The sequence below is a fragment of the Maritimimonas sp. 2405UD52-3 genome, assembly GCF_056591715.1.
On sequence record NZ_JBWQOL010000002.1, the window covers coordinates 88,251 to 106,734 of the forward strand.

The window sequence follows — 18,484 nt, forward strand, 5'->3', positions numbered from 1 at the left end:
TATATTTGTTTCCATGCAAAAAGAAACTACCATTGACCATGCACTACGAGCCACTTGGCAAGCCGTTGCCAAGATGTATAATGAGCAGGCAGCAAAGCACGGAAGTACAATGGCTACGGCCTTTGTACTATTAAATATAGACTATGAAAACGGAACACCATCAACAGCATTAGGGCCTCAAATGGGTATGGAACCAACAAGTCTTTCAAGAATTTTAAAGACTATGGAAGACAAAGGGGCCATCTTTAGAGAAAAGAATCCTGACGATGGAAGAAGTGTTTTAATAAAATTAACTGATTACGGAAAAGAAATGCGAGAAGTATCTAGAGAGCACGTTATCACTTTTAATGAAAAGGTACGTGAACACATTTCCAATGAAAAAATCAGACATTTTTTTGAAGTTACAGAGAAAATTAACCAATTAATTGCTGATCGTGATATCTATCATCAGGTAGATCGAAAAGCCATATAATCTTAAATATTTTTAGATCAAATATGAGTAAACGTAGAATTAAAAAAGTAGCGATTATCGGTTCCGGAATTATGGGGTCAGGTATTGCATGTCATTTTGCGAATATTGGCGTTGAAGTATTACTTCTTGATATAGTTCCAAGAGAACTTAACGATGCCGAAAAGGCAAAGGGCTTAACTTTAGATGATAAGGTGGTTCGTAATCGCCTAGTAAATGATGCACTTACCGCATCATTGAAATCAAAACCTTCACCTATTTATAATAAGAAATTCGCTGATAGAATTACCACTGGTAATCTTGATGATGATCTTCACAAGATAAAAGATGTTGATTGGGTTATGGAAGTTGTTGTAGAACGACTTGATATTAAGCAACAAGTGTTTGAAAAAATTGAGAAATATAGAACTCCAGGTACTATTGTATCTTCAAATACTTCTGGTATTCCAATCAAATTTATGAATGAAGGAAGAAGCGAGGATTTTCGTCAGCATTTTGCTGTGACACATTTCTTCAATCCTCCTCGCTACTTAAAGTTATTTGAAGTTGTTCCAGGACCAGATTGCAAACAAGAAATCACTGATTTCTTAATGGAATATGGCGACAAATTCTTAGGGAAAACATCTGTTTTAGCCAAGGATACACCAGCATTTATTGGTAATAGGATTGGTATTTTTGGAATTCAATCATTATTTCATCAAGTAAAAGAGATAGGATTAACTATTGAAGAAGTAGATAAATTAACCGGACCTGTGATAGGGCGACCGAAATCTGCTACATTTAGAACTGTTGATGTTGTTGGTTTAGATACTCTTGTACACGTTGCCAACGGTATTTATGACAACTGCCCTGATGACGAAGCCCATGAATTATTTAAACTTCCTGACTTCATCAATACTATGATGGAAAACAAATGGTTAGGGAACAAAACAAAACAAGGTTTTTATAAAAAGACAACAAACGCTGAAGGCAAGCGCGAGATATTAGCTTTGGATTTGAACACCTTGGAATACCGCCCAAGCAAAAAAGCAAAATTTGCAACGCTTGAGTTAACGAAGACAATAGATAAACCAATAGATAGGTTTAAAGTATTAGTTGGCGGAAAAGATAAAGCTGGTGAGTTCTATCGTAAGAATTTTGCCGCAATGTTTGCTTATGTTCAAAATAGAATTCCAGAAATTTCTTATGAACTCTACCGCATTGATGATGCTATGAAAGCAGGTTTTGGATGGGAAAATGGTCCTTTTGAAATTTGGGATTCCATAGGAATTGAAAAAGGTATTGAACTGATGAAAGCTGAAGGTAAAGAGCCAGCAGCTTGGGTAACAGAAATGCTAGGCAAAGGCGAAACTTCTTTCTACACTGTTAAAAACGGAGCAACATATTATTATGATATTCCCGCCAAGGCTCAAACCAAAAAACCTGGTCAAGATGCGTTTATCATATTAGACAATATCCGTAAATCAAATGAAGTATTCAAAAATTCAGGAGTCGTAATTGAAGATTTAGGTGACGGTATCTTAAACTGTGAATTCCAATCTAAAATGAACACCATAGGTGGGGATGTCTTGGCAGGGTTAAATAAAGCGGTTGATCTAGCAGAAAAAGATTTTGAAGGCTTAGTAGTTGGTAACCAGGCGGCAAACTTCTCTGTTGGTGCTAACATTGGTATGATCTTTATGATGGCTGCAGAGCAAGAATATGATGAGTTAAATATGGCAATCAAGTATTTTCAAGATACTATGATGCGTATGCGTTATTCTTCTATTCCTACTATTTCTGCACCACATGGTATGTGTTTAGGTGGTGGCTGCGAATTATCAATGCATGCAGATAAAGTTGTAGCCGCAGCTGAAACTTATATTGGATTAGTAGAATTTGGTGTAGGTGTAATTCCCGGCGGTGGAGGTTCTAAAGAGATGACTTTGCGTGCTCAAGATTTATTCCATAAAGGTGATGTTCAACTTAATGTATTGCAAGAACATTTCTTAACTATAGGGATGGCAAAAGTAGCCACCTCTGCTTATGAAGCATTTGATATGAATGTACTTCAAAAAGGTAAAGATGTTGTAGTGGTTAATAAAGATCGTCAGATTGCAGAAGCCAAAAAGCATGCTTTAATAATGGCTGAAGCTGGGTATTCTCAAAAGCCGAAACGCGAAGATATACTCGTGTTAGGTAAACAAGCACTTGGAACCTTTATGGTAGGTACCGACGCTATGAAAGCCTCAAAATATATTTCTGAACATGATCAAAAAATAGCAAATAAATTGGCATATGTAATGGCTGGTGGTGATTTATCAGAACCTACAAGAGTTTCTGAGCAGTATTTGCTAGATATAGAACGCGAAGCATTCTTAAGTTTATGTACAGAACGTAAAACTTTAGAACGCATTCAGCACATGTTGAAGACAGGTAAACCTTTAAGAAATTAAAAACATGAAAACAGCATATATAGTAAAAGGATATAGAACCGCCGTTGGTAAATCTAAAAGAGGTGGATTCAGATTTAAAAGAGCTGACGAATTAGCCGCAGAAACCATTCAGTATATGATGAGTAAGCTGCCTGGTTTTGACGTGAAACGTATTGATGATGTTATTGTTGGTAATGCCATGCCAGAAGGATCCCAAGGATTAAATATGGCGCGTATTATCTCTTTGATAGGGTTGAATACTGTTGACGTTCCCGGTGTAACGGTAAATCGTTTTTGTGCATCTGGATTAGAGACTATAGGAACAGCTGTTGCTAAAGTACAAGCAGGTATGGCTGATTGTATAATAGCGGGTGGCGCAGAAAGTATGAGTTCTGTGCCAATGACAGGATTCAAACCAGAATTGAATTACGATGATGTAGTGAAAACAGGTCACGAAGATTACTATTGGGGTATGGGTAATACAGCAGAAGCCGTAGCTCAAGAGTATAACGTATCTCGTGAAGATCAAGATGATTTTGCTTACAATTCTCATATGAAAGCCTTAAAAGCATTAGATGAAGATCGTTTTCAAGATCAAATTGCCCCAATTGAAGTTGAGGAGACTTACATAAATGGAGGTAAAAAGGCAACCAGAAAATTTACCGTAACTAAAGATGAAGGTCCGCGTCGTGGTACTAGCAAAGAGGCTTTAGCAAAATTACGACCTGTATTTGCTGCCAATGGCAGTGTAACAGCAGGTAATTCATCACAAACCAGTGATGGTGCTGCTTTTGTTATGGTCATGAGTGAAGAAATGGTAAAAGAGCTAAACCTTGAGCCAATTGCCAGATTGGTAAGCTATGCAGCAGCTGGTGTGCCTCCTAGAATTATGGGTATTGGCCCAATTGCTGCTGTTCCAAAAGCATTAAAACAAGCTGGGTTAGCACAGAAAGATATTGAGCTAATTGAATTAAATGAAGCGTTTGCTTCTCAGTCTTTGGCCGTAATTCGTGAATTAGATCTTAATAATGATATCATCAATGTAAATGGTGGTGCAATTGCTCTCGGTCACCCTCTTGGATGTACAGGAGCTAAGCTATCAGTGCAGCTTTTTGATGAAATGCGTAAACGTGATATGAAAGGTAAACATGGTATGGTAACCATGTGTGTAGGTACCGGTCAAGGTGCCGCTGGAATATTTGAATTCTTAAATTAAAAATTTAACCAATTATAAACTTATGGAAGTAATAGATAAAGAAATTTTACGGGGAGGTCAATTCCTAGTAAAAGAAACACAGTGTGAGGATGTATTTACTCCCGAGGATTTTTCTGAGGAGCAAAAGATGATGAAAGAGGCGGTTATTGAATTTAATGATCGCGAAATTATAGCTCATAAAGCACGCTTTGAAGCAAAAGATTATGCGTTAACCGAAGAAGTAATGCGCAAGGCAGGAGAACTCGGGTTCCTAGGAGTTGCTGTACCTGAAGCATATGGAGGTTTAGGAATGGGGTTTGTGTCTACCTGTTTAACATGTGATTATATTTCTAGTGGTACCGGTTCTTTTAGTACTGCCTTTGGTGCACATACAGGCATTGGTACAATGCCAATTACACTTTACGGAACAGAAGAACAGAAACAAAAGTATGTTCCTAAATTAGCTACTGGAGAGTGGTTTGGAGCTTACTGTTTAACTGAGCCTGGGGCTGGTTCTGATGCAAACTCTGGAAAAACAACTGCAGAGTTGACCGAAGATGGAAAATCTTATAAAATCAATGGGCAAAAAATGTGGATTTCTAATGCAGGTTTTTGTCGTTTAATGATTGTTTTTGCTAGGATTGAAGACGATAAAAACATTACAGGTTTTATAGTTGAATATGATAAAGACAATCCAAATGGGATTACACTGGGTGAAGAAGAACATAAATTAGGTATTCGTGCTTCTTCAACTCGTCAAGTATTTTTTAATGATACGGTAGTTCCTATTGAAAACATGTTGTCAACAAGAGGAAACGGCTTTAAAATAGCCATGAATGCTTTAAACGTAGGACGTATTAAATTAGCTGCTGCTTGTTTAGACTCACAGAGAAGAATATTGACTACTGCAGTTAATTATGCCAATGAACGTAAGCAATTTAAAACCCCTATAGCTGACTTTGGAGCTATTAAAACAAAGCTAGCACAAATGGCAATGAATGCTTATGTAGGCGAATCTGCCACCTATAGAGCTGCAAAAAATATTGAAGATAGAATTGCCATCCGTGAAGCTTCTGGAAATAGTCATCAAGAGGCAGAATTAAAAGGTGTTGAAGAATATGCTATTGAATGCTCTATATTAAAAGTTGCAGTTTCTGAAGATGTTCAAAATTGTGCTGATGAAGGAATACAAATTTTTGGCGGTATGGGATTCTCAGAAGAAACCCCAATGGAAGCAGCTTGGAGAGATGCGCGTATTGCACGAATTTATGAAGGAACCAATGAAATCAACAGGATGCTTTGTGTTGGTATGCTTGTTAAAAAAGCAATGCGTGGTCATGTAGACTTGTTAGGCCCAGCAACGAAAGTGCAGGAAGAATTAATGGGAATTCCTTCGTTCGATACTCCTGATTATTCTGAATTATTTTCTGAAGAAAAAGCCATGATTGCTAAACTTAAGAAAGTATTTTTAATGGTTGCAGGTGCTGCTGTTCAAAAGTTTGGACAAGATTTAGAGGAGCATCAACAATTACTAATAGCTGCTGCTGACATTTTAATTGAAATTTACATGGCTGAATCAGCAGTTTTGAGAACTGAGAAAAATGCGAAGCGTTTTGGAGAAGAATCTCAATCCGTGCAGATAGCAATGTCAAAATTATACTTATATAATGCTATAAATATAATAGAAGACAAAGGAAAAGAAAGTATTATTTCTTTTGCTGAAGGCGATGAACAGCGTATGATGTTAATGGGGCTTAAGCGTTTTACGAAATATGCTAATTATCCAGATATCGTTGATTTACGTAATGAAATTGCCGAAAAAGTTAAGGAAGAAAATAAATATTGTTTTTAACAGCTTAGTTGTTTTAAGCAAAGTTTAGTGGAAATTGAAAAGCCGTTTCATATGAAACGGCTTTTTGTTTTTTTTTGAGAAGTCCTTAATTAGTATCAGGGTCCAAATAATCAACAACGCCATCACCATCTTCATCATTTGTTTTGCTTTCATCTCGTGTTAGAGTTCCGTCACCATCATCATCATCATCTAAATAATTCTTCGTACCATCATTATCTGTATCATCATTCATAGGGTTTCCATCTCCATCTATGTCTTCATCTCTTGTTAGCACTCCATCATTATCATCATCTGCATCTAAATAATCAGGTGCATTATCGTTATCTGAATCGTCATCAATTCCTTCGCCATCACCATCAATATCTTCATTATTATTCACTACGCCATCGTTATCATCATCTGCCATTACAACTGCCCCTAATTCAATCTGAAATATAAGTGGTTCATTGGCTGGGATACCTATAGTACCTGCATTACCATATCCTAACCCTGAAGGAAATATTATAAGTCCTTTACCCGTATCTTTATATGAAATAGGCTCTCCCGAAACACTAGTATTGATACCACTTTTAATATGTTCTATACCATATCTCCAGCCTTGTCTTAGACCCTGAGTCGTTCCAGAAAACCATACATAATTGCTTCTTTCATCAAACTTAGTACTATCTAATAAAAAACCTCTGTATCTAACCAAGGTTGAATCTAATCTAGTAGGGTTTTCATTTACGCCTTCTGAAGTAATTAGGTAATACAGCTTGAAATTAAAATCCTGAATTTCAACGTTTTGCTCTACAAGGTCAGGATGTTCATATAATGAAACTTCATTGTCACTTGGTAATAAAGTGTCTATTACACCAAAAATTTCATTTTCTTGAGGTGGCACATAATAATGAGTTTGTAAATACTCTACTATTCTTTCATCATCAATTAAGGATTGCGCTGCAATATCAAAATTATCTGATGCATCATCGTCATTATTACAAGCAATAAAAATTACCGTAAGCAATACAAGAAAAAATGTTTTCAACTTCATAGTTCAAAAAATTTGGTTGGCAATTTACAATTTTATATTCGTTGCATTTAGATAATCTTTTGTTAAAAAGACTACCTAAATTCTATCTTACGCATGCGCAAGTTTTGCGGTGTTACCTCTAAATATTCATCATCTCTGATATACTCCATGCATTCCTCTAATGAAAATTTAATTTTCGGTGCAATCTTCAAACCTTCATCACTACCCGCTGCTCGTACATTGGTCAATTTCTTTCCTTTAATAAGGTTAACTCCCATATCTTCCTGTCGACTATTTTCACCAACTACTTGTCCTTTATAAATCTCTTCATTAGGATCAATAAAAAACTTACCTCTATCTTGTAGACGATCAATTGCGTATCCGGTTGCTTTTCCAGTTTCTGAACTTACAATTGCGCCGTTTACAACATCACTAAAATCTCCCTTAAAAGTATCATATCCGCGTAAGCGATGGTTAATAATAGCTTCACCTTGAGTAGCGGTTAACAATTTATTTCTGAGACCAATCAAGCCTCTTGATGGAATATCAAACTCTAAATGTTGTAGATCACCCTTGGGTTCCATAACCATCAAATCGCCTTTTCTCAGCGTCACTAAATTAATAGCTTTACTTGCCAACTCTTCAGGGACATCTATCACCAAAGTTTCATAGGGTTCACTTTTGACACCATTAACCTCCTTCAAAATTACTTGAGGTCTACCCACCTGCAATTCATACCCTTCTCTACGCATTGTTTCTATAAGTACAGATAAATGCAAAATACCACGACCAAACACATTAAACTTATCTTCAGAATCGGTATCTTCTACCTTCAATGCTAAGTTTTTTTCAGTTTCTTTATAAAGTCTGTCACGCAAGTGTCTTGAAGTAACAAATTTACCTTCTTTTCCAAAAAATGGAGAATTATTAATTGTAAACAGCATACTCATGGTAGGTTCATCCACTTTAATTCTTGGCAAAGCTTCCGGACTTTCCAAATCAGCTATAGTATCACCTATTTCAAAACCTTCAATACCTGTAATAGCGCAAATATCACCACTCCTTACTTTTGAAACTTTGGCTTTACCCATGCCTTCAAAAACATGCAGTTCCTTGATACGCACTTTCTTCACACTTCCATCTGCTTTACAAAGCATATAATCTTTATTTTCTTCGAGATTACCTCTAAAAACACGTCCAATAGCAATTCTACCAGTAAATGATGAAAAATCTAAGGATGTTATTTGCATTTGAGGAGCTCCTTCTCTATACGGTGCTTCTGGAATTGATGCAATTACAGCATCTAATAAGGGAATGATATTTTCCGTTGGCTGCAGCCAATCAGTACTCATCCAGCCATTTTTTGCCGATCCATAGATAGTCACAAAATCTAATTGCTCTTCAGTAGCATCCAATGCAAACATTAGATCGAAAACTTTTTCATGTACCAAATCTGGAGTACAATTATCTTTATCTACTTTATTTACAACAACAATTGGAGTCAAACCTAATCCAAGTGCTTTACCTAATACAAAACGCGTTTGAGGCATAGGTCCTTCAAAAGCATCAACCAGCAACAATACACCATCAGCCATTTTTAGTACTCGTTCAACCTCACCACCAAAATCAGCGTGGCCCGGCGTATCAATAACATTGATCTTAACATCTTTGTATGTTACAGATACATTCTTTGATAAAATTGTAATTCCGCGCTCTCGCTCCAAATCATTATTATCAAGTAATAAATCCGTTCGCTCTTTGCGCTCATCTAAAATCTTTGCCTGATCAATTATTTTGTCAACCAATGTAGTTTTACCATGATCAACGTGAGCTATAATAGCTATATTTCTAATGGATTGCATCTCTTTAATTTTGAAGCTGCGAAAGTACTCATAAGTATTCAATTAAAATTGAGCTTTTTTTGGAAAATTAAAACTTATTCCATTCATTGGTCTAATTTTTGTTAGATTTGATAAAAATAAAATTTACTTATTATGAATAGATTTGCATTGAGCTTATTAATTACTTTTTTTTGTGTTCTTGTTTTTACTACAACTCAAGCTCAACAATCGAAAAAAAAGGAATTAACCGGTTTGGTTACAGATTATGATAGTAAACCAATAAAAGGAGCCAGAATTTTTATTGATTCTTTAAAAACGAAAGTGAAAACGAATAAAGAGGGATTATACCAAATTATGTTGTCACCAAATAATAAGTTAGTGACTGTATTTTCTTCTAAACATGGACTTATTGATATTGAATATACCGGACAGGATAAAATAAACTTTATCTTTCCAGAAGAACCAGCAATTATTTCAAAGAAGGAATTTTCTCAATTAGGCTACGGCTCTTCTAATTATGATGAGAATAATACCGATTATTCAAGTTATACTGATATTTTTCAACTCTTAAGGTCGAAATTCCAAAATATAGAAGTAATTGGAGAAAATGTATTTGTCAAAGGAGGAGGCATATCAGTTAATGGAGGTAGAATGCATCCAATTTTTTTAGTAAATGGTTCTCAAGTTAATAATATAGTATCTATTTCGCCTACTGATATTAAGTATATTTCAGTAGAAAGGGGCAATACGAGCTTATATGGATCAAGAGGAGCAGGAGGAGTAATAAAGATTAAATTGAAATAATATTTTTTAACATAAAAAATGAAAGCTCATCTATATCTATTTAGATGAGTTTTTTTATTATAAAAGTGCTTTTAAATAAATGAAGTAGTTGTATTCAGTTTTTCTTTAAGAAGTCATAGAGGGTAGCAATAGATATTAAATTTCCCAAAAAATTAGAAGTTTATGATCAAGGAAGTTTCGAAAAAGTTATAAAAGAATGGGGTGAATTAACTGAAGGTAGTCAATCAGAATTATGGGTGCTTCGAGAGGATTTAAGTGGTAAAAATGCAAAAGATGCGGCCAGAAACTAAATAATATAGGAACCAAAGACTAGACTGGTAAGTACTAATTGTTTTTACCAGTCTTTTATATTTGACTGAATTTATAAATGTTAAAATAATTTAGTATCTTTAAAAACAACTAATTAACCCCTTTAGAACAAGATGCCCTCCTTTTATCTTGTATTTTCTTCGTGTATTATTTGGTCAAATATTGATCAGCGAACTCTAACTTCATTTAATCCAAAAGAAGTAACCAAAACATTTACTAATTATTCAAACAATTAATTAAACCAACTATTATGAAAAAAATTAAATTTCTAATGTCATTGACATTAGCACTTTTTTTTGCGGCAATAATTACTGCACAGGAGAAAAAAATCCAAGCCTACTGGGTGCATCAAGACAATGTAAAACTTGCCAAAACTCAAGACTATGAAGAAGCTGCAAAGGAGTTAACAGCACTCTTGAAAGAAAACAACATTCAAGATGAAAGTTGGCTGACATCAAGCACTTCAGATGGCAGGTATATGTATGTAACGCCTATTAGCAATATGGCTGAATTAGATAGACCTCTTTTTAAATCGTTAACAGATAAAATAGGTAAAGAAAATTTATATGCCATATTTGGTAAAATGGACAAATGCTATGATAGCCATACTAATTACATTATACACTTAGACAAAGAACTATCATATATGCCAGGTGGTATTACTTTAACTCCTGAAGGAGAAGATTTTAGAGAATTTCATTTTTTACATTTTACTCCCGGTAATGCCGCTGAGGTAAAGAAAGGAATGAAAGCCGTCAGAAATATGTTTGCCAACAAAGAGTCTAAAATTCATTACAGAGTTTATAGAACTGGTTTTGGATCACCAAGCGATTACTATATGGTTGCTGTGGCAGCAACAGACCCAATTCAAATGGCCCAAAGAGGAGCAGATAATGATAAATTATTAGGAGAAGAGGGTAACAAAACTTTTGGAGCACTGTTCAACCATCTTTCTAAATATGAAAAAGTAGAGGGAAGAATACGTCCTGACTTAGGATATACATCGACTAAATAATTTTAAAAGAACAGTTATTAATAAAACCTGACGAATGTCAGGTTTTGTTTTATATTTAAATTGAATATACAGCATCAAATGAAAAAATTCAATTCTCCTTTAGAAGCTTTTCTTCATTGGGAAGAACTAACACCTGATCACATTTTTTTAAATCAACCTATAGATGGAAAAAACATTTCATATACTTTTAAGGAAGTAGGAAGTGAGGCTCGAAAGATTGCAAATGCAATAAAAGACTTTAATTTACCTGATCATAGTCATATTGCATTATTATCTAAAAACTGTGCGCATTGGATAATGAGTGATTTAGCTATTATGATGGCAGGGTATGTTTCTATACCTATATACCCTACCTTAAATGCTGATTCAATTAATAAAGTGCTTATTCATAGTGAAGCTAAAGCCATAATCATTGGCAAACTTGACAATTTTAGCACACAAGAATCAGGTATTCCAGATATTCATAAGATCAGTGTTAGTTTATATGGTGAAGCTACAGGACAAATATGGGAAGAGCTAGTTCAAACAAAACAGGAAATCAAAGAAATCAAGTTACCAACTAGAGAGGATTTATACACCATCATTTACACCTCGGGTACAACAGGTAATCCAAAAGGCGTTATGCATACCTACGGAAACTTTATGGTAGCTACTTACAATGGAATTTCAGTATTTTCTATTCCTGATCATCCTATCTTGTTTTCTTATTTACCGTTGGCTCATGTTGCTGAACGTGTAATTACTGGGGCTATAGGTACAACTTTAGGTGCTGAGTTCTACTTTCCTGAATCATTAGAAACATTTGCATCTGATTTACAGAAAGCGCAACCTTATTTATTCTTTGCGGTACCTAGAATTTGGACAAAATTTCAAGAGAAAATACTTGAAGCGCTTCCACAAAAGCGGTTAAATCTTTTATTATCAATCCCTTTTGTAAAAACAATCATTAAAAATAAACTCAAACAAAAATTAGGTTTGAGCAATGCGCAAGTTATGGCCTCGGGTGCTGCTCCAATTGCCCCAAGTTTGTTGAAATGGTACAAAAAAATAGGAGTTGATATCTATCAAGGTTATGGCATGACTGAAGATTGTATTATTTCTCATGGCAACATACCAAATGCTAATAAAATAGGAACAGTAGGTAAAGCAATGCCTGAAGTAAAAATTAAATTTACACCTGATGGGGAAATCTGCATTAAAAATGAATGCTTAATGAAAGGATATTTTAAGGAACCAGAGATTACTGCTAGTGTTTTTGATGAAGATGGCTATTTTAAAACAGGGGATATTGGTGAATATGATCATGATGGTTATTTAACAATTACAGGCCGTGTTAAAGACCAGTTTAAAACTGATAAGGGCAAATATATATCACCCGCCTCTTTAGAGCTGAAAATGACAGAGAATACAGATATAGAACAAATATGTGTCGTAGGAGCTGGTATTCCTCAACCTATTGCATTGATTACCTTGTCAGAACTTGGAAGAGCAAAATCTAAAGATGATCTTTCTAAAGGATTAATTGCAACTGTAAATACTATAAATCCATTTTTTGAGAGACATGAAAAACTTGAAAAAGTGGTTATCATGAAAGAAGATTGGACCGTAGATAACGGACTGACAACCCCAACATTAAAGGTAAAGCGAAATGCTATTGAAAAAATTCATCAACCATATTATAAACAGTGGTTTGATATGGATGAAAAAGTAATTTTTGAATAGTTAATTTTCTAAATTATCGTGAAAAGAGCTCGGTAGTATTTCTGGAATTAGCTTAGCTGCAATAGGTAGTAAAATTAATCCACCAGGCAAAGCAAAAATTGCCAGAGCCGGTATTTTTTTAAAGAGGTCAATCAATAAATGTTTTAAACGATCTTTTTCTTGACTTTTTAACGTAGTTGTTGTATAACGTTGCAAAAGACTCATCAACTCTTTACTGTCTTTAAGCTCTCTAGCCAGAATTTTCTTGTTCTTTTCAAGAACTTCTTGTACTTCCTCTTTTGTAAACACTATAATTTTCTACGTTTTTTTTCTTTTTTTATGAGAGTTAACTCTCTACTAGTCTGACCAGCCACTGATGTATTTTCTTCTGCTCTACGGATTAAGTAAGGCATTACGTCTCTAACAGGTCCATAAGGTAAGTATTTTGCAACATTATATCCGTCATCTGCTAAATTATAACTTATATGATCACTCATACCATATAATTGGCCAAACCAAAGGCGTTGATCATTCTTTAAAATACCTTTTTCGGTTGCCATTTGCATCAATAAATAAGAACTCTCTTCGTTATGCGTTCCGGCAAATAATGCCAGGCGTTCGTTATCCATGAAAAATTTAATAGCTGCATTATAGTTTTTATCGGTCGCTTCTTTATCTTCACAAATTGGTGATGCATATCCTTTTTTTTGTGCTCTATCTCTTTCTTTTTCCATATAAGCACCACGAACTACTTTCATGCCAATGAAGTACTTTTTTTCTTTTGCTCGCTTGTATAATCTTTTTAGATAATCCATTCTATCATGACGATACATTTGTAACGTATTAAAAACAATAGCCTTTTGGGTATTATACTTTTCCATCATTTGTTCTATTAAATTATCTGCAGCATCCTGCATCCAGCTTTCTTCTGCATCAATCAATAATGGAACATCTTTTTCTTTTGCAGCAGCACAAACTTTGTCAAACCTGCCTACAACCCTTTGCCATTCTACTTGTTCTTGATCATTTAATTCCTGACCCTCTGTTAACTTTTGATACAATTCAAATCGTCCAAAACCTGTAGGTTTGAAAACCGCAAACGGAATGCTTTTTTTCTCATGAGCAAAATCTATAGACTGCATAGTCTTTTCAAAAGCTAAATTAAACTGATCTTCTTCTTCCTTACCTTCAACAGAATAATCAAGCACAGAGTGTACATTTTTAGTGAACATTTTCGCTATTACTGGAAGGCAATCTTCTTCATTTACACCACCACAAAAATGATCAAATACTGAGGCCCTTATTAAGTGTTCAACAGGCATATGAGCCTTCAAAGCAAAGTTTGTTATAGCCGTTCCTATTCTTACCAGCGGCTCACTTTGAATCATTTTAAATAGAAAATAAGCGCGATCAAGCTCTGTGTCAGATTTTAATGCAAAAGCCGTTTTAGTATCTTCAAAAGTTTTATCAAGCATTGTTATCAAATGTTTTTACAAAGATAGCCAAGACCACAATTTTTTCAATAAATTCGCTTGCTATTATTTAATTTAAATTTCACGTGAATTCTATACATTCAACAGACTACTATATTCATTTCAATGGCCTTGCTTATGATGAATTAGATACATATATTTCTGAAAAGAATCCTTCTAAACTTGTGGTTTTAGTTGACTCTAATACAAATAAACACTGTATTGATCACTTCATTTCAAACCTAGGAAAAAATTTCAAGATTGATGTTATTGAAATTAACGCTGGTGAAATACACAAGAATATAGCTACCTGTATTGAAGTATGGAATAAACTGACCGAATTGAAAGTAGACCGTCAAAGTTTACTCATTAACTTAGGTGGCGGGATGGTTACTGATCTAGGTGGTTTTGTGGCTTCTACCTACAAAAGAGGAATTCGTTTTATTAATATTCCTACCACACTTTTAAGTATGGTAGATGCTTCTGTTGGAAGTAAAACGGGAGTTGATTTAGGTACGTTAAAAAATTTAATAGGACTCTTTAGTAATCCTGAAATGGTAGTTATTGATACTACTTTCTTAAAAACAATGCCCGAAAGAGAATTCAAATCAGGTTTGGCTGAAATTATAAAATATGGCTTAACCTATGACACATCTGTATGGAATCATTTAAAAGAAAATAAAGAGCCATTTGGAGATCAATTAGATACATTCATATACAGATCTATAGAAATCAAAAATGAAATTGTTCTAAAAGATCTCAAAGAGTCTAGCCTAAGAAAAGTGTTAAACTTTGGACATACTTTTGGACATGCTGTTGAATCGTTCTTTTTGGATCATGAGAATAAACAGACTTTAACACATGGAGAAGCTATTGGTATTGGTATGATTGTAGAAGCCTATGCATCACATAAGTTGTTTGATTTTCCGATGAGTGAATTAACTTCCTTAAAGGAATTAGTTATTAACCTTTATGGAAAAACAGAAATTAATAGTGAAGATTATGTTACCATATTTGACTTAATGAAACACGATAAAAAAAGTATTGGCAATACGGTAAATTTTGTGTTACTGGAAGCTGTAGAAAAATTTAAATTAGATTGTCAAGTCAATGAAGATTTACTAATAAAAGGAATAAAATTTTACAATTCTTAGATACTAGCAACAACCTACTTTAACAGCTCTATACACTTCTTCATATTGGGGAAGAATTGATTCCAATGAAAATTGCTTAGAGAACTCAAAGGCTTTTCGTTTAAATTCAGCCAATCGCTCGTCATGTTCCAAAATAAAAATGGCTTTATTCGCCATATCCATGGTATCTCCAACATTACTAAGATAACCCGTTTCTCCATCTTTATTTACTTCAGGTAAACCACCAGTATTTGTAGATATTACAGGTGTTTTAGCCGCCATAGCTTCTAATGCAGCTAATCCAAAACTTTCTGTTTTAGACGGTAGCAAGAATAAGTCTGAAAAACACAAAATTTTATTTACTTCACTGCTATTACCTAAGAAAATAACCTTATCTGAAATTCCTAACTTGGCCACCTGCTTTTCGGCTGCATCACGTTCAGGACCATCACCAACCATTAGCAGCTTGGCCTTAATCTCTTGTTGTACTTTAAAAAATACATCAATCACATCAGGAATACATTTTACTGGTCTAAAATTACTTATGTGCGTTATAATTCTCTCATTAGAATCAGCCAAATTACCTCTAGCGCAATCTTCCTTATTTACCTCATAATTATCAACATCAATAAAATTATGGATGACTTCTATTTGCTTTCTGATATTAAAGAGGCGCAACGTATCTTCTTTTAAACTCTTTGAAACTACGGTAACTGCGTCTGAATTATTAATACTAAATTCTACTGCTGTTTTATAATTAGGATGGCTTCCTACCAAAGTAATATCTGTACCATGCAATGTGGTAACAAAAGGAATATCTATACCATCCTCCTTTAACATTTGCTTTGCCATGTATGCAGCGTAGGCATGTGGTATTGCATAATGCACATGCAGAATCTCAATACCGTGAAGTTTCACCATGGCCACCAACTTACTTGAAAGCGCTAACTCATAAGGTTGAAAATGAAATAAGGGATATTCTTCTACAAAAACCTCATGAAAATGAATATTCTTTGACAGCGCATTTAACCGAACTGGTTGGTTGTAAGTTATAAAGTGAACTTCATGGCCTTTATCTGCCAAAGCAATACCCAATTCTGTTGCTACTACTCCACTACCACCAAAGGTAGGGTAACAAACAATACCTATTTTCATATTAAAAATTTAACCGTTTTGTCGTTATACGCTTCAATTACTTTCTAGAATAATCGTAATTTCGTACCTCGTAAATTTAAACCATTTCATGGACTTCACTTCATTTTTAACACATCTTTCACAACTTAAAAATGCATCGTTAGGTGGTATGGAATCGCAATTTAAGATGGTGCCTGCCTTGCGGCTAAACTTTACTGAAGAGTCTATTGCTAAGCGAAATCCGAAGTATTCTGCGGTTTTGGCATTGTTTTATCCTAATCAATATAATGAAACTCACTTTTTGCTTACCCAAAGAGCTCAATATAATGGAACACATTCTGCTCAAATAAGTTTCCCTGGAGGAAAAATTGAACAACAAGATAAAGACCTACAAGAAACCGCTATTAGAGAAACATTTGAAGAAACTGGTGTTAACAAAAAAGATATTTCTATTTTTAGAGAAGTTACAAAAACATATATACCTCCCAGCAATTTTTGGGTAACCCCGTTTATTGGCACTGTTGATTACACCCCTACTTTTAAAGCTAGTGATGAAGTGCATCAGTTTATTGAAGTGCGCTTACATGACCTATTAGATGATGGTTCTTTAGCTTTGGAAAAAATGACGACCTCCTATATGAAAAATATAGATGTACCTTGTTTTAAATTAAATAATCATACCGTTTGGGGTGCAACAGCAATGATTCTGAGTGAAATTAAAGACTTGTTAAAACCAATGTGAACGCTCAAACTTTTTGTAAGTTTGTTTTACTAACGCTAGTACTCTATGAAGCTTTTTAAGCAAGACCCTTTTGGAAATGCTTTATTTATAAAGAAAAATTTGATTCGATTGCTCGGATTGATTTCCCACCAACGCTACCAAGGATTTAATAAACTAAATATTGAAGGCTCTGATATCTTACGAAATTTACCCGATAAAGGTGTATTATTTGTTTCAAATCATCAGACCTATTTTGCTGATGTTGCAGCTATGTTGCATGTTTTCAATGCATCCTTAAAAGGAAGGGATGATTCCATAAAGAATATAGGATATATCTGGCAACCAAAATTGAATATTTATTATGTTGCCGCCCTTGAGACCATGAAAGCCGGATTACTCCCTAAAATATTTGCGTACACTGGTTCTATATCTATAGAGCGGACATGGCGAAGTAAAGGTGAAGAAGTCAATCGTCAAGTTAAAATGTCAGATGTTTCAAGCATAAGCACTGCTCTAAACGATGGCTGGGTAATTACCTTCCCTCAAGGTACTACAACACCTTTTAAGCCTATAAGGCGTGGTACAGCACACATCATTAAACAAAATAAACCCATAGTAATTCCTATTGTTATAGACGGTTTTAGACGTGCTTATGATAAAAAAGGCCTTATGATCAAAAAACGAAATGTTCTGCAATCTATGGTTATAAAAGAGCCTTTAGACTTTGATTATGAGAATGAGTCTGTTGATGATATTGTTGAAAAACTTCAGTTTGCTATAGAGCAACATCCTTCTTTGTTGAAAGTACTTTCAGAAGAAGAATATGCAAAACAGGAGGCTGAACTTAACGAGCAGCGAAAGTTTTGGAATTTTAGTAACTACGATTAGTTTAACCAAGCATTCATCATCCAAACAGTTTTTTCTTGTTCACTAATAAAATCACTCATCATTGAATTGGTTCCTTCATCATTTGCTTCACCAGATTTATCTAAAATATTGCGTTCAATTTTAAGTAATTCTGATAGTGAATTTACTATTAAACTTACAGCTTCAACATCATTTGAAACATGTTTTCCAACTGGAACAACCGACCTTTCATTATAATCTATAAATGTATGCAAAGGAACACCTTCTAATGTTAGAATACGCTCAGCTATCATATCCACTTTTTCTTGAGCATCTGTATACAACTCTTCAAATTTAGTATGTAACTCAAAAAAAGATTTTCCTTTTATATTCCAATGTAAGCCTCTTAAACTTTGGTAATATGTTTGAAAATTAGCAAGTAGATGGTTCAGCTCATTTACTAAATCCTCAACTTTGTTTTTCTCTAATCCAATTAATGTAGTTTTCATGATATTCAACTTTAAATTCACACAAAATTCATGAAAAATAATCGCTAAACATTATAA

The 18,484-nt window shown here is 34.4% G+C and carries 16 protein-coding genes; 10 read left to right on the plus strand and 6 right to left on the minus strand.

Annotated elements, in window-relative coordinates; translation table 11 throughout:
• Positions 1-13: 13 nt before the first annotated feature.
• The 4 genes from AC1EU5_RS04505 to AC1EU5_RS04520 are packed head-to-tail and all read left to right on the plus strand — an operon-like array spanning position 14 to position 5,930.
• Positions 14-472, plus strand: coding sequence for a MarR family winged helix-turn-helix transcriptional regulator (locus tag AC1EU5_RS04505; RefSeq protein WP_480191169.1), 459 nt, complete (start codon positions 14-16; stop codon positions 470-472).
• A 23-nt stretch (positions 473-495) separates the two neighbouring features.
• On the plus strand, positions 496-2,904 hold the full coding sequence (locus AC1EU5_RS04510; protein WP_480191170.1) for a 3-hydroxyacyl-CoA dehydrogenase/enoyl-CoA hydratase family protein: 2,409 nt from the start codon (positions 496-498) through the stop codon (positions 2,902-2,904).
• A 4-nt stretch (positions 2,905-2,908) separates the two neighbouring features.
• Complete coding sequence (locus tag AC1EU5_RS04515) at positions 2,909-4,099, plus strand: acetyl-CoA C-acyltransferase (protein ID WP_480191171.1); 1,191 nt, start codon at positions 2,909-2,911, stop codon at positions 4,097-4,099.
• A 22-nt stretch (positions 4,100-4,121) separates the two neighbouring features.
• Positions 4,122-5,930: an acyl-CoA dehydrogenase family protein gene (locus tag AC1EU5_RS04520; RefSeq protein ID WP_480191172.1), complete on the plus strand. Its 1,809-nt coding sequence runs from the start codon at positions 4,122-4,124 to the stop codon at positions 5,928-5,930.
• An 85-nt stretch (positions 5,931-6,015) separates the two neighbouring features.
• On the opposite strand, the gene AC1EU5_RS04525 is transcribed toward AC1EU5_RS04520, so the two are convergent.
• Positions 6,016-6,963: an FKBP-type peptidyl-prolyl cis-trans isomerase gene (locus tag AC1EU5_RS04525; protein ID WP_480191173.1), complete on the minus strand. Its 948-nt coding sequence runs from the start codon at positions 6,961-6,963 to the stop codon at positions 6,016-6,018.
• Positions 6,964-7,034: 71 nt separating this feature from the next.
• The gene (gene typA, locus AC1EU5_RS04530) at positions 7,035-8,804 is read right to left on the minus strand and encodes a translational GTPase TypA (RefSeq protein WP_480191174.1); all 1,770 of its coding nucleotides are present in this window, start codon (positions 8,802-8,804) and stop codon (positions 7,035-7,037) included.
• Between the two features lie 132 nt (positions 8,805-8,936).
• Between typA and AC1EU5_RS04535 the strand changes: the two genes are divergently transcribed.
• The 3 genes from AC1EU5_RS04535 (at position 8,937) to AC1EU5_RS04545 (ending at position 12,633) form a co-directional block, all read left to right on the plus strand.
• Positions 8,937-9,587, plus strand: a complete 651-nt coding sequence (locus AC1EU5_RS04535) for a hypothetical protein (RefSeq protein ID WP_480191175.1) — start codon at positions 8,937-8,939, stop codon at positions 9,585-9,587.
• Between the two features lie 559 nt (positions 9,588-10,146).
• A complete protein-coding gene (locus tag AC1EU5_RS04540; protein ID WP_480191176.1) occupies positions 10,147-10,911 on the plus strand; it encodes a hypothetical protein in 765 nt (254 codons plus the stop codon).
• Between the two features lie 78 nt (positions 10,912-10,989).
• A complete protein-coding gene (locus tag AC1EU5_RS04545; RefSeq protein WP_480191177.1) occupies positions 10,990-12,633 on the plus strand; it encodes an AMP-binding protein in 1,644 nt (547 codons plus the stop codon).
• On the opposite strand, the gene AC1EU5_RS04550 is transcribed toward AC1EU5_RS04545, so the two are convergent.
• Positions 12,634-12,921, minus strand: a complete 288-nt coding sequence (locus AC1EU5_RS04550) for an LETM1 domain-containing protein (protein WP_480191178.1) — start codon at positions 12,919-12,921, stop codon at positions 12,634-12,636. It lies immediately after the preceding gene.
• Complete coding sequence (locus tag AC1EU5_RS04555; RefSeq protein WP_480191179.1) at positions 12,921-14,087, minus strand: proline dehydrogenase family protein; 1,167 nt, start codon at positions 14,085-14,087, stop codon at positions 12,921-12,923. Before AC1EU5_RS04555 ends, AC1EU5_RS04550 begins: the two co-directional genes overlap by 1 nt.
• Positions 14,088-14,170: 83 nt before the next feature.
• On the opposite strand from AC1EU5_RS04555, the gene aroB reads away from it, so the two are divergent.
• Complete coding sequence (gene aroB, locus AC1EU5_RS04560; protein WP_480191180.1) at positions 14,171-15,238, plus strand: 3-dehydroquinate synthase; 1,068 nt, start codon at positions 14,171-14,173, stop codon at positions 15,236-15,238.
• Between the two features lie 3 nt (positions 15,239-15,241).
• Here the strand turns inward: aroB and bshA are convergent, their stop codons facing one another.
• Positions 15,242-16,372: an N-acetyl-alpha-D-glucosaminyl L-malate synthase BshA gene (gene bshA / locus AC1EU5_RS04565; protein WP_480191181.1), complete on the minus strand. Its 1,131-nt coding sequence runs from the start codon at positions 16,370-16,372 to the stop codon at positions 15,242-15,244.
• 88 nt (positions 16,373-16,460) lie between these two features.
• On the opposite strand from bshA, the gene AC1EU5_RS04570 reads away from it, so the two are divergent.
• Positions 16,461-17,093, plus strand: coding sequence for an NUDIX hydrolase (locus tag AC1EU5_RS04570; RefSeq protein ID WP_480191182.1), 633 nt, complete (start codon positions 16,461-16,463; stop codon positions 17,091-17,093).
• Positions 17,094-17,138: 45 nt separating this feature from the next.
• Positions 17,139-17,960, plus strand: a complete 822-nt coding sequence (locus AC1EU5_RS04575) for a lysophospholipid acyltransferase family protein (RefSeq protein ID WP_480191183.1) — start codon at positions 17,139-17,141, stop codon at positions 17,958-17,960.
• On the opposite strand, the gene AC1EU5_RS04580 is transcribed toward AC1EU5_RS04575, so the two are convergent.
• On the minus strand, positions 17,957-18,427 hold the full coding sequence (locus AC1EU5_RS04580; RefSeq protein ID WP_480191184.1) for a Dps family protein: 471 nt from the start codon (positions 18,425-18,427) through the stop codon (positions 17,957-17,959). The genes AC1EU5_RS04575 and AC1EU5_RS04580 overlap by 4 nt on opposite strands.
• Between the last annotated feature and the right edge of the window lie 57 nt (positions 18,428-18,484).

Coding starts and splice junctions, on each gene's coding strand:
- AC1EU5_RS04505 (WP_480191169.1), top strand. CDS start 14: ATGCAAAAAGAAACTACCATTGACCATGCACTACGAGCCACTTGGCAA.
- AC1EU5_RS04510 (WP_480191170.1), top strand. CDS start 496: ATGAGTAAACGTAGAATTAAAAAAGTAGCGATTATCGGTTCCGGAATT.
- AC1EU5_RS04515 (WP_480191171.1), top strand. CDS start 2,909: ATGAAAACAGCATATATAGTAAAAGGATATAGAACCGCCGTTGGTAAA.
- AC1EU5_RS04520 (WP_480191172.1), top strand. CDS start 4,122: ATGGAAGTAATAGATAAAGAAATTTTACGGGGAGGTCAATTCCTAGTA.
- AC1EU5_RS04525 (WP_480191173.1), bottom strand. CDS start 6,963: ATGAAGTTGAAAACATTTTTTCTTGTATTGCTTACGGTAATTTTTATT.
- typA (WP_480191174.1), bottom strand. CDS start 8,804: ATGCAATCCATTAGAAATATAGCTATTATAGCTCACGTTGATCATGGT.
- AC1EU5_RS04535 (WP_480191175.1), top strand. CDS start 8,937: ATGAATAGATTTGCATTGAGCTTATTAATTACTTTTTTTTGTGTTCTT.
- AC1EU5_RS04540 (WP_480191176.1), top strand. CDS start 10,147: ATGAAAAAAATTAAATTTCTAATGTCATTGACATTAGCACTTTTTTTT.
- AC1EU5_RS04545 (WP_480191177.1), top strand. CDS start 10,990: ATGAAAAAATTCAATTCTCCTTTAGAAGCTTTTCTTCATTGGGAAGAA.
- AC1EU5_RS04555 (WP_480191179.1), bottom strand. CDS start 14,087: ATGCTTGATAAAACTTTTGAAGATACTAAAACGGCTTTTGCATTAAAA.
- bshA (WP_480191181.1), bottom strand. CDS start 16,372: ATGAAAATAGGTATTGTTTGTTACCCTACCTTTGGTGGTAGTGGAGTA.
- AC1EU5_RS04570 (WP_480191182.1), top strand. CDS start 16,461: ATGGACTTCACTTCATTTTTAACACATCTTTCACAACTTAAAAATGCA.
- AC1EU5_RS04575 (WP_480191183.1), top strand. CDS start 17,139: ATGAAGCTTTTTAAGCAAGACCCTTTTGGAAATGCTTTATTTATAAAG.
- AC1EU5_RS04580 (WP_480191184.1), bottom strand. CDS start 18,427: ATGAAAACTACATTAATTGGATTAGAGAAAAACAAAGTTGAGGATTTA.